Annotated in this window: 13 protein-coding genes; all 13 read left to right on the top strand. The window is 65.7% G+C overall.

The window, feature by feature from the left end:
* Window positions 1-66: 66 nt before the first annotated feature.
* The 13 genes from adh to ACSYG9_RS01895 all read left to right on the top strand — a co-directional run bounded on the left by adh (window position 67) and on the right by ACSYG9_RS01895 (window position 16293).
* Entirely contained in the window at window positions 67-1590 is a 1524-nt protein-coding gene (gene adh / locus ACSYG9_RS01955) for an aldehyde dehydrogenase (protein WP_440125565.1), read from the top strand.
* 88 nt (window positions 1591-1678) lie between these two features.
* Window positions 1679-2212: a DUF779 domain-containing protein gene (locus ACSYG9_RS01950; RefSeq protein WP_440125564.1), complete on the top strand. Its 534-nt coding sequence runs from the start codon at window positions 1679-1681 to the stop codon at window positions 2210-2212.
* A 95-nt stretch (window positions 2213-2307) separates the two neighbouring features.
* On the top strand, window positions 2308-3723 hold the full coding sequence (locus ACSYG9_RS01945; RefSeq protein ID WP_454840954.1) for an ethanolamine ammonia-lyase subunit EutB: 1416 nt from the start codon (window positions 2308-2310) through the stop codon (window positions 3721-3723).
* Window positions 3724-3728: 5 nt separating this feature from the next.
* The gene (gene eutC / locus ACSYG9_RS01940; RefSeq protein ID WP_454842832.1) at window positions 3729-4538 is read left to right on the top strand and encodes an ethanolamine ammonia-lyase subunit EutC; all 810 of its coding nucleotides are present in this window, start codon (window positions 3729-3731) and stop codon (window positions 4536-4538) included.
* A gap of 88 nt (window positions 4539-4626) precedes the next feature.
* The gene (locus ACSYG9_RS01935; protein WP_440125562.1) at window positions 4627-5175 is read left to right on the top strand and encodes a hypothetical protein; all 549 of its coding nucleotides are present in this window, start codon (window positions 4627-4629) and stop codon (window positions 5173-5175) included.
* Between the two features lie 200 nt (window positions 5176-5375).
* Entirely contained in the window at window positions 5376-6710 is a 1335-nt protein-coding gene (locus ACSYG9_RS01930) for an MFS transporter (protein ID WP_440127498.1), read from the top strand.
* Between the two features lie 145 nt (window positions 6711-6855).
* On the top strand, window positions 6856-8514 hold the full coding sequence (locus tag ACSYG9_RS01925; protein WP_440125560.1) for an AMP-binding protein: 1659 nt from the start codon (window positions 6856-6858) through the stop codon (window positions 8512-8514).
* The gene (locus ACSYG9_RS01920) at window positions 8511-10148 is read left to right on the top strand and encodes a sigma-54-dependent Fis family transcriptional regulator (RefSeq protein WP_454840952.1); all 1638 of its coding nucleotides are present in this window, start codon (window positions 8511-8513) and stop codon (window positions 10146-10148) included. Before ACSYG9_RS01925 ends, ACSYG9_RS01920 begins: the two co-directional genes overlap by 4 nt.
* Window positions 10149-10246: 98 nt before the next feature.
* Entirely contained in the window at window positions 10247-11746 is a 1500-nt protein-coding gene (locus ACSYG9_RS01915; RefSeq protein ID WP_454840950.1) for an aldehyde dehydrogenase family protein, read from the top strand.
* Between the two features lie 60 nt (window positions 11747-11806).
* Window positions 11807-12919: an NDMA-dependent alcohol dehydrogenase gene (locus ACSYG9_RS01910; protein WP_440125555.1), complete on the top strand. Its 1113-nt coding sequence runs from the start codon at window positions 11807-11809 to the stop codon at window positions 12917-12919.
* A 122-nt stretch (window positions 12920-13041) separates the two neighbouring features.
* Window positions 13042-13314, top strand: coding sequence for a GlsB/YeaQ/YmgE family stress response membrane protein (locus tag ACSYG9_RS01905; protein ID WP_440125553.1), 273 nt, complete (start codon window positions 13042-13044; stop codon window positions 13312-13314).
* Window positions 13315-13480: 166 nt separating this feature from the next.
* The gene (locus tag ACSYG9_RS01900; RefSeq protein WP_440125551.1) at window positions 13481-14341 is read left to right on the top strand and encodes an aldolase/citrate lyase family protein; all 861 of its coding nucleotides are present in this window, start codon (window positions 13481-13483) and stop codon (window positions 14339-14341) included.
* 5 nt (window positions 14342-14346) lie between these two features.
* The gene (locus ACSYG9_RS01895; protein ID WP_440125549.1) at window positions 14347-16293 is read left to right on the top strand and encodes an acetoacetate--CoA ligase; all 1947 of its coding nucleotides are present in this window, start codon (window positions 14347-14349) and stop codon (window positions 16291-16293) included.
* Window positions 16294-16317: the final 24 nt, after the last annotated feature.

Raw genomic sequence — 16317 nt, 5'->3', positions numbered from 1 at the left:
CAACCTCGGCGATCGTAGTGTTCCGAATCACACCACCCGGCCATACGACGCTGTAGGAGATGCACCATGACCGTGTACTCGCGCCCCGGTTCACCCGACGCCCTGATGTCCTTCCAGTCCAGGTACGACAACTGGATCGGGGGTCAGTGGGTCGCGCCGGTGAAGGGAGAGTACTTCGAGAACGTCACCCCGGTGACCGGCCAGGTGTTCACCGAGGTTGCCCGCGGCACCGAGGAGGACATCGAACTCGCCCTGGATGCCGCCCACGCCGCCGCACCGGCGTGGGGCAAGACCTCGCCCGCCGAGCGCGCCGTAATCCTCAACAAGATCGCCGACCGCATCGAGCAGAACCTCGAATCCATCGCGCTCGCCGAGTCGTGGGACAACGGCAAGCCGATTCGTGAGACCCTCAACGCGGACATTCCGCTCGCGATCGACCACTTCCGCTATTTCGCGGGTGCCATTCGTGCGCAGGAAGGTTCGATCTCGGAGATCAACTCCGACACCGTCGCCTACCACTTCCACGAGCCACTCGGCGTCGTCGGTCAGATCATTCCGTGGAACTTCCCGATTCTCATGGCCGTATGGAAGCTTGCGCCCGCTCTGGCCGCAGGCAACGCGATCGTCCTCAAGCCTGCCGAGCAGACTCCCGCGTCGATTCTTCACCTGGTTTCGATCATCGGCGATCTGCTGCCCCCGGGCGTGCTGAACATCGTCAACGGGTTCGGTGTCGAGGCCGGAAAGCCGCTCGCGTCGAGTCCCCGCATCCGCAAGATCGCCTTCACCGGCGAAACCACGACCGGACGCCTGATCATGCAGTACGCGTCGCAGAACCTCATCCCCGTCACGCTCGAACTCGGCGGCAAGAGCCCCAACATCTTCTTCTCCGATGTCCTCTCGGCGAACGACGACTACCAGGACAAGGCCCTCGAAGGCTTCACGATGTTCGCCCTCAACCAGGGCGAGGTGTGCACGTGCCCCTCGCGTGCCCTCATCCAGCAGGACATCTTCGACGACTTCCTGTCGCTCGCGGCGGTCCGCACCAAGGCGGTCAGGCAAGGCGACCCGCTCGACACCGACACGATGATCGGTGCGCAGGCGTCCAACGACCAGCTGGAGAAGATCCTGTCGTACATCGAGATCGGCAAGAGTGAGGGTGCCAAGGTCATCACCGGTGGTGAGCGGGCCGACCTCGGCGGCGATCTCTCGGGTGGCTACTACGTGCAGCCCACGATCTTCCAGGGCGACAACTCGATGCGGATCTTCCAGGAGGAGATCTTCGGTCCGGTCGTGTCGGTCACGTCGTTCGGTGACTTCGACGACGCGATCAAGATCGCGAACGACACGCTCTACGGTCTCGGCGCAGGCGTGTGGTCGCGCGACGGTGGCGTCGCCTACCGTGCCGGTCGCGAGATCCAGGCGGGCAGGGTGTGGACCAACACCTACCACCAGTACCCCGCACATGCCGCATTCGGTGGATACAAGCAGTCGGGCATCGGCCGCGAGAACCACCACATGATGCTCGATCACTACCAGCAGACGAAGAACCTCCTCGTGTCCTACGCCCCGAAGGCGCAGGGATTCTTCTGACCCGACCCCGGCGCCTGCCACGCTCCGGCGGGGCGGGCGCCGGTTCCATGCGCCCGAGATATCCATCCGCCGACAACGGGAGGTTCACATGCCCGCTCCGCTTCGCGTGATCGCGACGGGAAGTGCCGTCGATCTGCTTCGACGATTGTCGAATCGGTCCGGGGCGCTCATGATGCACCAATCCGGCGGCTGCTGCGACGGATCTGCGCCGATGTGTTATCCCGACGGCGATTTCATCGTCGGCGACCGTGATGTACTGCTCGGTGTCCTCGATCTGCGGCTCGAAGTGGGAGAGATCGCGCCCGATCTTCCGTCCGGCGAAGACGCGGTTCCGGTGTGGATCTCGGGTTCGCAGTTCGAGGCGTGGAAACACACGCAACTCGTCGTCGACGTGGTGCCCGGACGTGGGTCCGGATTCAGCTTGGAGACGCCCGAAGGTCTCCGATTCCTCAGCCGAGGGCGCGCTTTCACCCCTGAGGAACACGTGTTGTTCGACGACGAGCAACTCCTGCTCGGCAAGCACTGGGACGCGGGCGTTCGGCCGGTGCCTGCTACCGAGCCGCTCGTGGTCGCGACGGCCGCCGACGCCTGTCCCGTACCGGGAGCGACGCCACCGGCATAACGTCGTTCGACACGGACACCGCGTCGCCGCGCCTGACGAGACGGAATGCGCGACGATGTGGGTCCGAGCCGTCGACGAACGCGGAGGTGGTGCTGATGACGACCTATCGTCAGCAATTGGCGGGGACCACCTACGAGTTCCACGGATTGGTCGATCTCCTCGCGAAGGCAACGCCGCGCAGATCCGGGGACGAACTCGCCGGGTGCGCTGCCGGGACGGAAGCCGAACGCGTCGCCGCGCAGTGGGCCCTCGCCGATGTTCCCCTCGGCACGTTCCTCACCGAGACCGTCGTGCCGTACGAGAGCGACGAGGTCACCCGGTTGATCCTCGACCGGCACGACGCCGACGCGTACCGCCCCGTCGCGCACCTGTCCGTCGGTGCCCTGCGCGACTGGCTGCTCGATTCTGCCTCCAGGCCCGGTGCCGCTGCTGTCCTTGCTTCCATCTCGCGGGGACTGACGCCCGAAATGGTCGCGGCTGTCAGCAAACTCATGTCGAATCAGGATCTCGTCGCGGTCGCCCGCGTCATCGAGGTCACCTCTGCCTTCCGCACGACCATCGGGTTGCCCGGACGCCTCTCGACCCGTCTGCAGCCCAACCATCCCACCGATGATCCGCGAGGTATCGCCGCGGCGACCCTCGACGGTCTGCTCCTCGGATGCGGCGATGCCGTCATCGGCATCAATCCCGCCACCGACTCGCGACACGCAACGTCGGAGCTGCTGCACCTGCTCGATGACATCCGCATACGGTTCGGCATCCCGATGCAGTCGTGCGTGCTCTCGCATGTCACCACCACGGTCGCTCTGATCGAGGCGGGCGCACCCGTGGACCTGGTGTTCCAGTCGATCGCGGGCACCCAGGGCGCCAATACCGGATTCGGAATAGATCTGAGTCTGCTCAGCGAGGCGAACGCCGCGGGCAGGTCGCAAGAACGCGGGACCGTCGGTGACAACGTGATGTACTTCGAAACCGGGCAGGGCTCGGCGTTGTCGACGGGGGCCCACCTGGGGACGGACGGCAGGCCCGTCGACCAGCAGACCCTCGAGACGCGAGCGTATGCGGTGGCGCGCGAATTCGATCCACTGCTCGTCAACTCTGTCGTGGGCTTCATCGGTCCCGAATACCTCTACGACGGCAAGCAGATCATCAGGGCCGGCCTCGAAGACCACTTCTGCGGCAAGCTGCTCGGCCTGCCCATGGGGGTCGACGTGTGTTATACCAACCATGCCGAGGCCGACCAGGACGACATGGACACGTTGCTCACCCTGCTCGGTGTCGCCGGGGTGTCCTTCGTGATCACGGTGCCCGGCGCCGACGATGTCATGCTCGGATACCAATCTCTGTCTTTCCACGACGCGTTGTACGCGCGGAGAGTTCTCGGGCTCCGCGCCGCGCCGGAGTTCGAATCGTGGTTGCAGGGTCTCGGCATGGCCGACGACGCGGGTCGCATCCTGCCGGTCGATGTCGCATCGTCGCCGTTGCGTGCACTCACCGGAGATGTGACGTGAGCGCGATCGGTCCCCGCAGTAGCTGGGGCGACCCCAGTAGCTCGGGTGGTCCCGGCGCGGGCGACTTCTGGACGGCGCTGCGCACGTCGACGCGGGCACGCATCGGGCTCGGCCGCGCCGGCGATGCCCTCTCCACGCCCAGGGTTCTGGAGTTCCGCGCCTCGCACGCAGAGGCGCGCGACGCAGTGCACCGTGAACTCGATGTCGCCGCGTTGACGCAGCAGGTGGAGGACGCGGATCTCGGTTCACCGGTGCTCGTGGCGAGCCGGGTCCGGGACCGCAACGAGTATCTGCGTCGCCCCGATCTCGGACGGCTCCCCGGCAACCTGGCGCACCTGCCTACCGCAGGCGCCGACGTCGGACTCGTTCTTGCCGACGGGCTTTCGGCTCATGCGCTCGAAGCGCACGGCGTACCCACGGCCCGGGCAATCGTGGACGCGCTGCCGCGCCACCTGTCGGTTGCATCCCCGGTGATCGCGACGTCGGCGAGGGTCGCGCTCGGTGACCATATCGGTGCCGCGCTCGGTGTGCAGACCGTGGTGGTTCTCATCGGTGAGCGCCCGGGACTGTCGTTCGCCGACAGCCTCGGTGTCTACCTGACGCATCACCCCCGGCCGGGTCGTTCCGACTCCGAGCGCAATTGTGTGTCGAACGTGCATCCTCCGGATGGTCTCGGGTACTCGCAAGCCGCGCGGGTGGTGGCGAACCTGGTCGGCGGAGCACGGCGCTTGGGGCGCTCGGGCATCGATCTCGAGGACACCAGTGTGCGCGACGTGGCGCAGGGTGGCAGCCCCGGTCTCGGACCCGGTGGGTGAGAATCGAGGCCGAACCGGTCCCGGTTCATACGTGAGGCGGGTTCGGCCCGCCTGTTCAGAGCCCCGACGGGGCGACGAGGAGTGAGATATGGCCTTCGCGGGCAACGTGGACGAGTTGGCACTGCTGCAGACGGTGCGGTTGAAGAAGCAGGTTTCTGCGGAGGTGCTGGCCGCGCATCTGGGTGTGTCGGTCTCGTCGGGGCAGGCGGCGCTCGCAGCGCTCGTCGAGCAAGGTAAAGCTGCATCGTCGGACGGCGGTGTCTCGCTGACCGACAAAGGCTTCGCGGAGCTGTCCGACCAGCTCGATGCGGAGCGTGTGTCCATCGACGAAGATTCGATCGCGGAGCTGTTCGAGCAGTTCGGCCCGCTCGACGAAACGCTGTCGAAGCTGCTCGAAGACCCGGATTCCGACGGCTTCCTCGACGCGTTGCTCGACGTCGATCGGAAGGCTCAGAACCTGTTCGACGACGTGTCGGCATTCGTTCCTCGTCTGTCGCGATACCAGGATCTCTTCGCGGAGGCGCTCGAGAAGATCAAGGGCGGCTCACTGGCGTGGGCGACCGCTGGCAGTATCGACTCGTACGCGACGGTGTGGCGGGAGATGCGCGCCGAGCTCGAAGGGGCATCCGGGAACTGACCGGAGATAGTTCGTTCGACTCACTATGTGACGCTTTTCACAGCCACCCCCTTTCGGGGGTGGTGTGGGGGTGAGGCGGATCACTAGTTTTCCTCCCAATCCGCGGCGACGTAGCCGACCGCGGTCAGGACGGACAACGGAGGATCCACGTGACCACTGTGTCGACACCCGGGGCGGGCGAGCCCTCAGCGGAACAGGCGGTGGAGGCCGGTCGTCCCGGTCCCACTGCCACCGCATCAACCGGTAACGGGGGAGGGCCGGGTATACGTCGTGTCGCGATTGCGAGCTGCATCGGCACGACGATCGAGTTCTACGACTTCTTCATCTACGGCACTGCCGCAGCGCTCGTGTTCCCCACCGTGTTCTTCCCCGCGCTCGGTGCCACCGCCGGCACAGTTGCGTCGTTCGCTACCTTCGCGGTGGCGTTCGTCGCCCGCCCTGTCGGAGCCATGCTCTTCGGTCACTTCGGCGACCGCATCGGCCGCAAGAAGACGCTCGTCTCGACCCTTCTCCTCATGGGCATCGCGACGCTGCTCATCGGCCTTCTGCCCGGTGCCGACACCATCGGTGTCGCGGCTCCGATCATCCTCGTGCTTCTGCGGTTCGCACAGGGCTTCGCGGTCGGTGGTGAATGGGCCGGTGCCACACTGCTGACCGCCGAATATGCCCCGCCGGGCAAACGCGGACTCTACGCGATGTTCCCGCAGCTCGGTCCGGCTATCGCGTTCGCGCTCTCGAGCGGAACCTTCCTTTTCACCGGTCTCGCGTTGGGCGACACCAACGAGGCGTTCCTCACCTACGGGTGGCGGATCCCGTTCCTGTTCAGCATCGTTCTCGTCGCGATCGGCCTCTACATGCGCCTCGCTATCGAGGAGACACCGGTGTTCCGCGCCGAGACAGAAGCCCGCGCCGCCGAGCCCGAGCAGAAGCGCTCCCTGCCCTTCCTGGACGCCCTGCGCCACCAGACGAAGGAAATCCTCCTCTCGGCCGGTGCTCTCGCGATCATGTTCGCTTTCTTCTACATGGGCACTGCCTACCTCACGAGTTACGCGACGTCGACTCTCGGCTTCGACCGGCCGTTCGTTCTCATGGTGGGAATCGCATCATCGGTGGTCTTCGGTGCGGCGATCGTGCTGTCTGCGCTCTACTCCGACCGGTTCGGCCGGAGGCGCGTGATCATGGTGTCGTGCGGATTCTCCGTTGTCTGGGCTCTGGCACTGTTCCCGCTGCTCGACACGGGCTCCCCGGTCGCGTTCGTCGTAGGCATGATGGTCACCCTCGCGATCTTCGGTATCGCCTACGGACCGTGCGGTGCGCTGCTGCCCGAGATGTTCCACACCCGGTATCGCTACACCGGCGCCGGACTCGGCTACAACCTCGCCGGTGTGCTCGGCGGCGCCATCCCGCCGATGATCGCCGCCCCGCTCGCGGCTGCGTACGGCGGTATCGCGATCGGCGTCATGCTCATGGTGATCGGTCTCGTGAGCTTCGTCTGCACCGCGGCCCTCGTCGAGACCCGCGACCGAGCGCTCTAGGAGCGGGCGCCTTCCCCGAGGTCCTCGGGGAAGGCGCTGTCAGTCGTCAGCAGCTGTCCAGAATCCGCACACCTGCGGCCGTGAAAAGACGAGGATGGTGGAAGAACCCGTCTGTCCGGCCGCGCCCCACCGCAGGAGAGTCATCATGACCGGTATCGCCACCCCCGCACTGCCCAGCTACGACTCCGGGGCATGGGATGTCCCATTGCTGGGCGACACCATCGGCGACAACCTCGACCGCACCGTCGCCCGGCACGGCGACCGCGACGCACTCGTAGAGCGAGCCACCGGCCGACGCTGGACATACTCCGAGTTCGCCGCCGAGGTCGACACCCTGGCCCTCGGACTGCTGCGCGCGGGAATCGGCAAAGGCGACCGTGTCGGAATCTGGGCTCCCAACTGCGCCGAATGGACGTTCGTGCAGTATGCCACCGCCAAGATCGGCGCGGTGCTCGTCAACATCAACCCCGCGTATCGCTCGCACGAACTGCAGTACGTGCTTGCGCAGGCGGGCATCCGGATGCTGATCTCCGCACCGGAGTTCAAGACCTCCGACTACGCCGCGATGATCGATCAGGTGCGAGGTGAGTGCCCAGACCTCGAGCAGGTCGTACTGATCGGCCGTTCGGAGTGGGACGAGCTCGTCGCCGGGGGTCGGGCGGCGCTGAAAACCGATCGGTCACCGCTCGATGCAGCCCGGACGGAACTGTCCCCCGACGACGCGATCAACATTCAGTACACGTCCGGAACCACCGGATTTCCCAAGGGGGCGACCCTCAGTCACCACAACATTCTCAACAACGGATTCTTCGTCGGGGAGCTGTGCCACTACACCGAGCAGGACAAGGTGTGCATCCCCGTGCCGTTCTACCATTGCTTCGGCATGGTCATGGGCAACCTCGCGTGCACGAGTCACGGTGCGACCATGGTGATTCCCGCGCCGGCGTTCGATCCGGCCGCCACCCTCGCGGCCGTCGCCGAAGAACGCTGCACGTCGTTGTACGGCGTGCCGACGATGTTCATCGCCGAACTCGCCGACCCGTCCTTCGACACCGTCGATCTGTCCTCCCTGCGCACCGGCATCATGGCAGGCTCGCCGTGTCCGACGGAAGTGATGAAGCAGGTCATGGAGCGAATGGGCATGAGCGAGGTGTCCATCTGTTACGGGATGACCGAGACGTCGCCGGTGTCGCTGCAGACCCGCAGTGACGACACCATCGAGCAGCGCGTGTCCACCGTCGGGAGGGTCGGACCGCACATCGAGGTCAAGATCGTCGACCCCGCGACCGGGCTCACCGTGCCGCGCGGTGAACCGGGGGAGCTGTGCACGCGCGGATACTCGGTGATGCTGGGGTACTGGGAGCAGGCGGAGAAAACTGCAGAAGCCATCGACACGGCGCGCTGGATGCACACGGGCGATATCGGAGTGATGGATTCCGACGGCTACGTGTCCGTCACCGGCCGGATCAAGGACATGGTGATCCGCGGCGGCGAGAACATCTATCCGCGTGAGATCGAAGAATTCCTCTACACACACCCCGATATCCTCGATGCCCAGGTCGTGGGTGTTCCGGATGAGAAGTACGGCGAGGAACTGATGGTGTGGGTGCGCTTGCGCGAGGGCGCCGATGCGTTCGACGCCGACGCGCTGCGCGAATTCTGCACCGGCAAACTCGCGCACTACAAGATCCCACGTTATGTCCACATCGTCGACGAGTTCCCCATGACGGTCACCGGCAAGATCCGCAAGGTCGAGATGCGTGAGGTGTCGGTCGCGCTCCTCGAGGAGGCCGATCGCAGGTGAACCCGTTGCGGCCCGAGATCGCGCTGTCCTGGAAGCGTTCCGAGCTGAGCGGTCTTGATCCGGGGCACCTTCCCGAGCCCACACTGCTGGGCCCATCCGACACCTCCGGTCGGCTGCGCAGCGCGGCTCGGCCGGTGCTCGACGAGCTCGGCACGCAACTGTCCGGGACCGAGTGCTGCATCATTCTGGTCGATCGTGACTGCCGGATCGTGACCCGCGTGTTCGACTCTGCAACCATGCAACGTGCCATGGACGATCTCGGTGTTCTTCCCGGCGCGGAGTTGAGTGAAGAGACGTTCGGCACGAATGCGCTCGGAACGCCGCTCGAGGTGAGGCAAGGGCTCGTCGTGCACGGCGAGGAACACTTTCTCGAGCCGCTCAAGGGATTCAGCTGCTACGGCCATCCATTGGTCCACCCCGTCACCCGCAGGATCGAGGGCATTCTCGACATCACGGCGGTCGGGAAGACCGCGAATCCCCTGTTCGCGCCAGTTGTGGCCCGCGCGGCACGCGATATCGAAGCGCGCCTGCTCGAGAGTGCCCGCGAAGCGGACCAGCGAGTGGTCGAGGCATTCCAACGCGCGGCGCAGCGGCGCGGGCTCGCCGTTGCGGCGATGGGCGAGGACATCATGCTCACCAACAAGGCCGCCGTGGATCTGCTCGTTCCGGCGGATCATGCAGCGTTGCGCGCGATCGCGATGGACCTACCCTCCGGTGAGTCGCGAACCATGGACTTCGCACTCACCGCGGGTGGTCGCACCACCCTGAGGGTCGACCGCATTCCCGGTATCGACGGCAGCGCGCTGTTCCTCCTCGACGCCACAGGAGACCGGAAGCCGGTGCGTCGAACTGCGGTGGCCCAGACCACGTCGAGCAGTCTCCGAGGCGAGCTCGGGCGTGCCCGCGCCGGCGCCGGCAGCGTTGTCGTCGTCGGCGAACCCGGCAGCGGACGCACCTGGGCGGCCCGTGAATTCTCGGGCCGCAGTGGAATTTTCGTCGACGCTGCGCGCATCGTCGCACAAGGGCAACGGGAGTGGTCGGCAGCGCTGCTGGCTACCGTCGACGGGGCAACGAGCGAGGACGTGGTGGTGGTCGAGCATGTGCACTCGGCTCCGGACCCCGTCCTGGGATTGCTCGTCTCCGTGCTGGAATCGGGACCGAGATTCGTGTTCACATCGGACCCCCTCGACACGGTGCGCGAGCCGGTCCGTGAACTCCTCGCACGATGCGCCAGGCAAGTGCGAATTCCTGCACTGCGCCAACGTATCCGGGAGATCGGCGACCTCGCGGCGGCACTTGCAGATGAGCTCGGCAGACCCGACATCCGTCTCGGTCCGGGGGCGGTCGCGGCGCTGGCAGGTCGTTCGTGGCCGGGCAACCTCGCCGAACTCCGCGCGGTGCTCGCCGGAATTCCGGAACGTGAGTCGTCGCTGCCGCTCCGTGCTGAAGATCTCGCACCGGAATACCGCAGCAGCGGCCGAGTGGCGAAACTCGGTGGCCTCGAACGCGCCGAACGTGAAGCAATCATCGACGCGTTGCGCGACAGCGGAGGGAACAAGGTTCATGCCGCGGCGCGACTCGGTATCAGCCGCACCACGCTGTACAGCCGGATCAAGGCACTCGGCATCGTCTGACGTCGTGACGGGCCCTGGTGAGTGTCCAAACCTTGGACAGTTCGGAGACGCCCCTCCGGGGAAGTATGACTCGTGTCACACTACTTCTGGAGGTTCGTATGACTGCCGTGGCCGAATACACCGTCGCCCCGCGCGTCCGAGAGTTCCTTTCCGCAACCCGACGCCTCTACATCGGCGGCGAGTTCGTCGATGCTGCGTCGGGTCGCGTGTTCGCCACCTGCGACCCCGCCAACGGCGACAAGCTCGTCGACGTCGCTCACGGCGGCCCGGAAGACATCGACCGAGCCGTCCGCGCGGCCCGCTCCGCATTCGACCACGGTCCGTGGCCGACCATGAAGGCAGCCGAACGTGAGCGGATGATCTGGCGGGTAGGCGATCTGCTGACCGAGCGCGCCGAGGAATTCGGTCAGCTCGAAGCACTCGACAACGGCAAATCTGCTGCGATCGCTGCGGCGGTCGACACGGCCTGGTCCGCCGACATCTTCCGTTACTACGCGGGCTGGGCCACCAAGATCGAGGGCAGCACCGTCAACGTGTCGATGCCGTTCGTGCCCGGCGGCGAATTCCACGCCTACACCCTGCGCGAACCGGTCGGCGTGTGCGGACTGATCGTGCCCTGGAACTTCCCGCTTCTCATGGCCGCGTTCAAACTTGCGCCTGCGCTCGCAGCAGGCAACACCGTCATCCTCAAACCGGCCGAGCAGACACCGCTGACCGCACTGCTCCTCGCCGAAGTGTTCGAGGAGGCCGGCTTCCCGCCCGGCGTCGTCAATGTCGTGACGGGGTTCGGAGATGCGGGCGCCGCGCTCTCCGCGCATGACGGGGTGGACAAGATCGCGTTCACGGGCTCCACAGAGGTCGGGAAGAAGGTCGTCGACGCCGCGAAGGGCAACCTGAAGAAGGTTTCGCTCGAACTCGGCGGTAAGAGCCCCAACATCGTGTTCGCCGACGCGGATTTCGACGCGGCGGTCGCAGGGTCGCTCGATGCATGGTTGTTCAATCACGGTCAATGCTGTGTCGCAGGAACGCGCCTGTTCGTCGAGCGGCCCATCTTCGATCAGTTCACCGAGGCGATGGCCGATGCCGCGAGCAAGGTGAAGATCGGTCCGGGCATGGATCCGGCCACCCAGCTCGGACCCCTGGTCTCGCAAGAACAGCTGGATCGCGTCACCGGCTTCCTGCGCGAAGGCCTGACCGACGGAGCACGTGCGCTGACCGGCGGACAACGCTGGGGTGACAAGGGCTTCTTCGTCGAACCGACCGTCCTCGTCGATGTACGGCCCGAGTTCAGTGTGGTGCGAGAAGAGATCTTCGGACCGGTCGTCTCCGCGATGCCCTTCGATGCCGAAGGTGGTATCGACGCGGCCGCCAACGACTCGATCTACGGTCTCGCCGCGGGGATCTGGACACGTGACCTGTCGAAGGCCCACCGCACTGCCCGCCGGCTGAAAGCCGGATCGGTGTGGGTCAACCAGTACAACGGCTTCGATACCGCCATGCCCTTCGGCGGGTTCAAGCAGTCGGGCTGGGGACGCGAACTCGGCGCGAGCGCGATCGACCTCTACACGCAGACCAAAGCTGTGAACATTGCGCTCTGAACCCGAAGGCGCCCCGAATCCCACACGTGCTGAAACAACAGCGAGACAACGGAGGACGAGATGAAGACCAAAGCCGCAGTACTGCTCGAAGCGGGCAAGCCGTTCGAACTGATGGAGCTCGAACTCGACGGACCCGGCCCAGGAGAGGTCCTGATCAAGTACACCGCTGCGGGCCTGTGCCACTCCGATCTGCATCTGACCGACGGAGACCTCCCACCGCGCTATCCGATCGTCGGCGGCCACGAAGGATCCGGCATCATCGAGGAGGTCGGTCCCGGAGTCACCAAGGTCAAGCCCGGAGACCACGTGGTGTGCAGCTTCATTCCCAACTGCGGAACGTGCCGATACTGTTCGACGGGCCGTCAGAACCTGTGCGACATGGGCGCGACCATCCTCGAAGGATCGATGCCCGACGGATCCTTCCGCTTCCATTCGGGCAGCACTGATTTCGGAGCCATGTGCATGCTGGGCACGTTCTCCGAGCGGGCCACGATCTCGCAGCACTCGGTGGTCAAGGTCGACGACTGGCTGCCCCTGGAGACCGCTGTCCTCGTCGGCTGCGGTGTGCCGTCAGGATGGGGCACCGCGGTGTACGCCGGTGATGTGCGTGCCGGCGACATCGTCGTCATCTACGGCATCGGAGGCCTCGGGATCAATGCCGTCCAAGGCGCGGTCCACGCCGGAGCGAAGTACGTCGTGGTGGTCGACCCCGTCGAGATGAAGCGCGACGCTGCCCTGAAGTTCGGAGCAACGCATGCTTTCTCCACCGCAGCGGAGGCCGCGGAGAAGGTCAACGAGTTGAGTTGGGGACAGGGTGCCGATGCCGCGCTGATCCTGGTGGGCACCGTCGACGAGGAAGTCGTGTCGGCGGCAACCGCGGTCATCGGCAAGGGTGGCACGGTGGTGATCACCGGCCTGGCCGATCCCGAGAAACTCACCGTGCACGTGTCCGGCACCGACCTGACGTTGTTCCAGAAGACCATCAAGGGCTCGCTGTTCGGTTCGGCCAACCCGCAATACGACATCGTGCGGCTGCTGCGCCTCTACGACGCGGGACAACTGAAACTCGACGAGCTGGTCACCACCCGGTACACACTCGACGAGGTCAATCAGGGATACCAGGATCTGCGGGACGGCAAGAACCTTCGAGGTGTGATCATCCACGCCTCGTGATCAGGTCCCGTCCCCGCAACTTTCGGTAGTCGATCTTCCGAATTCGCCCCGTAGTCACTACGTGGACGCACACACTGGAAGACAGTTCGTCGCGGCAAGATCATCTACGAGAGGAGCGCGCGATGTTCTGGGAAATCGTCGGCACCATAATTTTCGGTGCGGTCATCGGTGTGCTGGCCCGGCTCGTGATCCCGGGCAAGCAGTCGATGGGCATGATCATCACGGTCATCATCGGCATCGTCGGCGCCCTCATCGGTTACTGGGTCTGGGGCGCGATCTCGTCGGAAGGTAACGAGGACACAGGTGGTATCGACTGGATCCGCTGGATCATCAGTATCGCGGCCGCAGTGGTCCTTACCCTGATCTACACATCGATGACCAGGGCGAGGAGTTGATCTACAACGCTTGACGGCATCGAGCCGATGGCCCCGCCGGAGAAGTCCGGGTCGGGGCCATCGTCGTCTTCGAGGACATGCCGCGCACCGGGCCACGGGAGGTGAGCAGAACCGCACCATCGCACCGTGCCCCACCGGCACAATGGACGCACAGGAAGGCGACGACATGAGCATGATCCCGGGACCCGCATGGTTGTTCTGCCCCGCAGATCGCCCGGAGCGCTACGGCAAGGCCGCCGCGACCGCAGATGTCGTAGTCCTGGATCTCGGCGACTCGGTCGCACCGGCCGACAAGGACTACGCTCGCCGGTCCCTTCTCGACCGGTCGCTCGATCCGGCGCGCACGGTCGTCCGCGTCGGCCCATCCGGCACCGACGAGCATCGCCGCGACCTGCGGGCCCTTGCCGACACCCCGTACACCCGGGTGATGCTCGCGCGATGCGAATCACCGGAGCAGGTAACGGCACTTGCCCCGCTCGAGGTGATCGCGCTCGTCGATTCGCCACGCGGCGCGCTCGCGGTCGCCGAGATCGCACTGGCGATGGGCACCATCGGTGTCATGTGGGGTGCGGAGGCGCTTGCTGTTGCGCTCGGCGGGCAGGGTATCCGGCACGCGGACGGCACCTACCGCGACGTCGCAAAGCATGTCAGGTCCTCGGTTCTGCTTGCGGCGAAAGCGTACGGCCGCTGGGCGCTGGACGCTGCCTGTCCCGACCTCGGGGACCATGCCGGACTCCGCAGCGAGACACTCGATGCGGCCGCCGTCGGTTTCGATGCGAAGGTCGCGATCCACCCCGATCAGGTGGGCGTCATCCGCGCCGCATACGCGCCGAGCAGTGAGTCGGTCGAGTGGGCTCGCGGAGTCCTCGCGGCGGTGCCCGAGTCGCGAGGCGCATTCCGGTTCGAGGGACAGATGGTGGACGCGCCCGTGCTGCGTCACGCCGAACAGATCCTTCACCGATCAGTGGAGGCGCGCGCCAACGATTACCGAGCGGACCGTACCGAGGTCGAGCCGGAACGGAGGTGACGGTGATGGTCCGGCAACAGTGGGTGCCCACCGAGGTGGACTTCGCGGAAGCCAGGGTGACGGCATTCGGCCGCTTCGTCGAACAACGACACGCTGTGCAGCTGCCGGACTACGACACACTCTGGCAATGGTCGATCGAGCACTCCTGCGAGTTCTGGCAGGCCGTGTGGGACTGGTTCGAAATCCGCGGCGGCACCTACCCCGGACCTGCACTCGCCGATGCCACGATGCCCGGAGCAGTGTGGTTTCCGGGGGCCCGGCTGAACTACGCCGCGCACGTCTTCCGCAACGCTCGTGAGGATCGCCCGGCGATCGTCCACATCGACGAGGACGGACAGCGTCGAGAGACGAGCTGGGCACAATTGCACCGGGAGACCGCAGCCCTCGCAGCCACACTCCGTGAGTACGGGGTCACAACAGGAGACCGGGTCGTCGGCTACCTGCCCAATATTCCCGAGGCGATCATTGCACTGCTCGCCACCGCAGGAATCGGTGCCGTGTGGTCCGCCTGCGGGCAGGACTACGCCGCCCCCGCCGCGCTCGATCGGCTCGGCCAGCTCGAACCGAAGGTCCTCGTCACCGCGGACGGCTACCGGTACAACGGTCGCCGACACGATCGGATCGCCGAGATCGTCTGGTTGCGTGAACACATGCCCGGCCTCGAGATGACGGTGCTCGTCGCCCGCAGCGAGACCTCCGGTGACACCCTCCTCGATCCGGGCATTCTCACCTGGGAAGAGGCAACCGCAGGCGAACATGAACTCGAGCCCGTCCCGGTGCCGTTCGACCACCCGCTGTGGACGGTGTTCTCGTCCGGTACCACGGGTCTGCCCAAGGGCATCGTGCACGGGCACGGGGGAGTGTTGCTCGAGCACCTCAAGGCGCTGTCGCTGCACCTCGACATCGGCCATCGCGACACATTCTTCTGGTACACGAGCCCGAGCTGGATGATGTGGAACTTCCTCGCGGCGGGACTGCTGGTCGGCGCCACGATCGTCTGTTACGACGGCGCCCCCTCCTACCCGGACGTCGACCGGCTGTGGCGGATCACGGCCGACGAACACGTCACAGTCTTCGGGACGAGCCCCGGCTACGTCCTCGCGTGCATCAAAGCGGGCATCGTCCCGCGTCGAGAACACGACCTCTCCGCTCTCCGCGGGGTCGGTATCACCGGCTCGACGTTGCCGCCCACATCCTCGCTGTGGCTGGGCGAGAACGCAGGTGAGCGGGTCCAGGTCATGTCCATCACCGGCGGCACCGACGTGGTGTCGGCGTTCATCGGATCGGTCCGGACCGTGCCGGTGTGGCCGGGAGAGCTGTCGGTGCCGTGCCTCGGCGTCGCCGTCGATGCATTCGACGCCGCGGGTCGTCCGGTGCGCGGCGAGGTGGGCGAGCTCGTGATCACCGCGCCGATGCCGTCGATGCCGGTTCGATTCTGGAACGATCCTGATGGCACCCGGCTCCGCGAGGCGTACTTCTCCGTGTACCCGGGTGTGTGGCGGCACGGAGACTGGATCTCCATCACCGAGCGCGGCTCTGTTCGGATGCACGGGCGCTCCGATGCGACGCTGAATCGGCACGGGGTCCGGATCGGTACAGCCGACATCTATCAGGTGGTCGAAGCCTTGCCGGAGATCGTCGAGGCGCTCGCGCTGGGAGTCGAGCGACCTTACGGCGAATACTGGATGCCCCTGTTCGTCGTCCTCGCCGACGGGGTGACCCTCGACGAGGCTCTTCGCGAGCGGATCCGCAATGAACTTCGGATTCGGGTCTCGCCCCGGCATGTACCGGACGAGATCCTTGCCGCACCGGGCGTCCCACATACCCGAACCGGTAAGAAACTCGAGGTTCCGATCAAGCGGATCCTGCAGGGAGCCGACGCCGCGGCGACCGTCGAGCGAACAGCGATCGACGTTCCGGAACTCCTCGAGTGGTACCGCGATCAGGGGTGAAGTACACCACGTCGTGAGTGCTGC

This window comes from Rhodococcus sp. SJ-2, assembly GCF_053750035.1.
Note: the sequence above shows the minus strand (reverse complement) of the source record. Positions and strands in the feature narration are given on the sequence as shown.

Bases quoted from the DNA above. Each gene is read 5' to 3' on its own strand.
- adh (WP_440125565.1), top strand. From the start codon at position 67: ATGACCGTGTACTCGCGCCCCGGTTCACCCGACGCCCTGATGTCCTTC.
- ACSYG9_RS01950 (WP_440125564.1), top strand. From the start codon at position 1,679: ATGCCCGCTCCGCTTCGCGTGATCGCGACGGGAAGTGCCGTCGATCTG.
- ACSYG9_RS01945 (WP_454840954.1), top strand. From the start codon at position 2,308: ATGACGACCTATCGTCAGCAATTGGCGGGGACCACCTACGAGTTCCAC.
- ACSYG9_RS01935 (WP_440125562.1), top strand. From the start codon at position 4,627: ATGGCCTTCGCGGGCAACGTGGACGAGTTGGCACTGCTGCAGACGGTG.
- ACSYG9_RS01925 (WP_440125560.1), top strand. From the start codon at position 6,856: ATGACCGGTATCGCCACCCCCGCACTGCCCAGCTACGACTCCGGGGCA.
- ACSYG9_RS01915 (WP_454840950.1), top strand. From the start codon at position 10,247: ATGACTGCCGTGGCCGAATACACCGTCGCCCCGCGCGTCCGAGAGTTC.
- ACSYG9_RS01910 (WP_440125555.1), top strand. From the start codon at position 11,807: ATGAAGACCAAAGCCGCAGTACTGCTCGAAGCGGGCAAGCCGTTCGAA.
- ACSYG9_RS01905 (WP_440125553.1), top strand. From the start codon at position 13,042: ATGTTCTGGGAAATCGTCGGCACCATAATTTTCGGTGCGGTCATCGGT.
- ACSYG9_RS01900 (WP_440125551.1), top strand. From the start codon at position 13,481: ATGAGCATGATCCCGGGACCCGCATGGTTGTTCTGCCCCGCAGATCGC.
- ACSYG9_RS01895 (WP_440125549.1), top strand. From the start codon at position 14,347: ATGGTCCGGCAACAGTGGGTGCCCACCGAGGTGGACTTCGCGGAAGCC.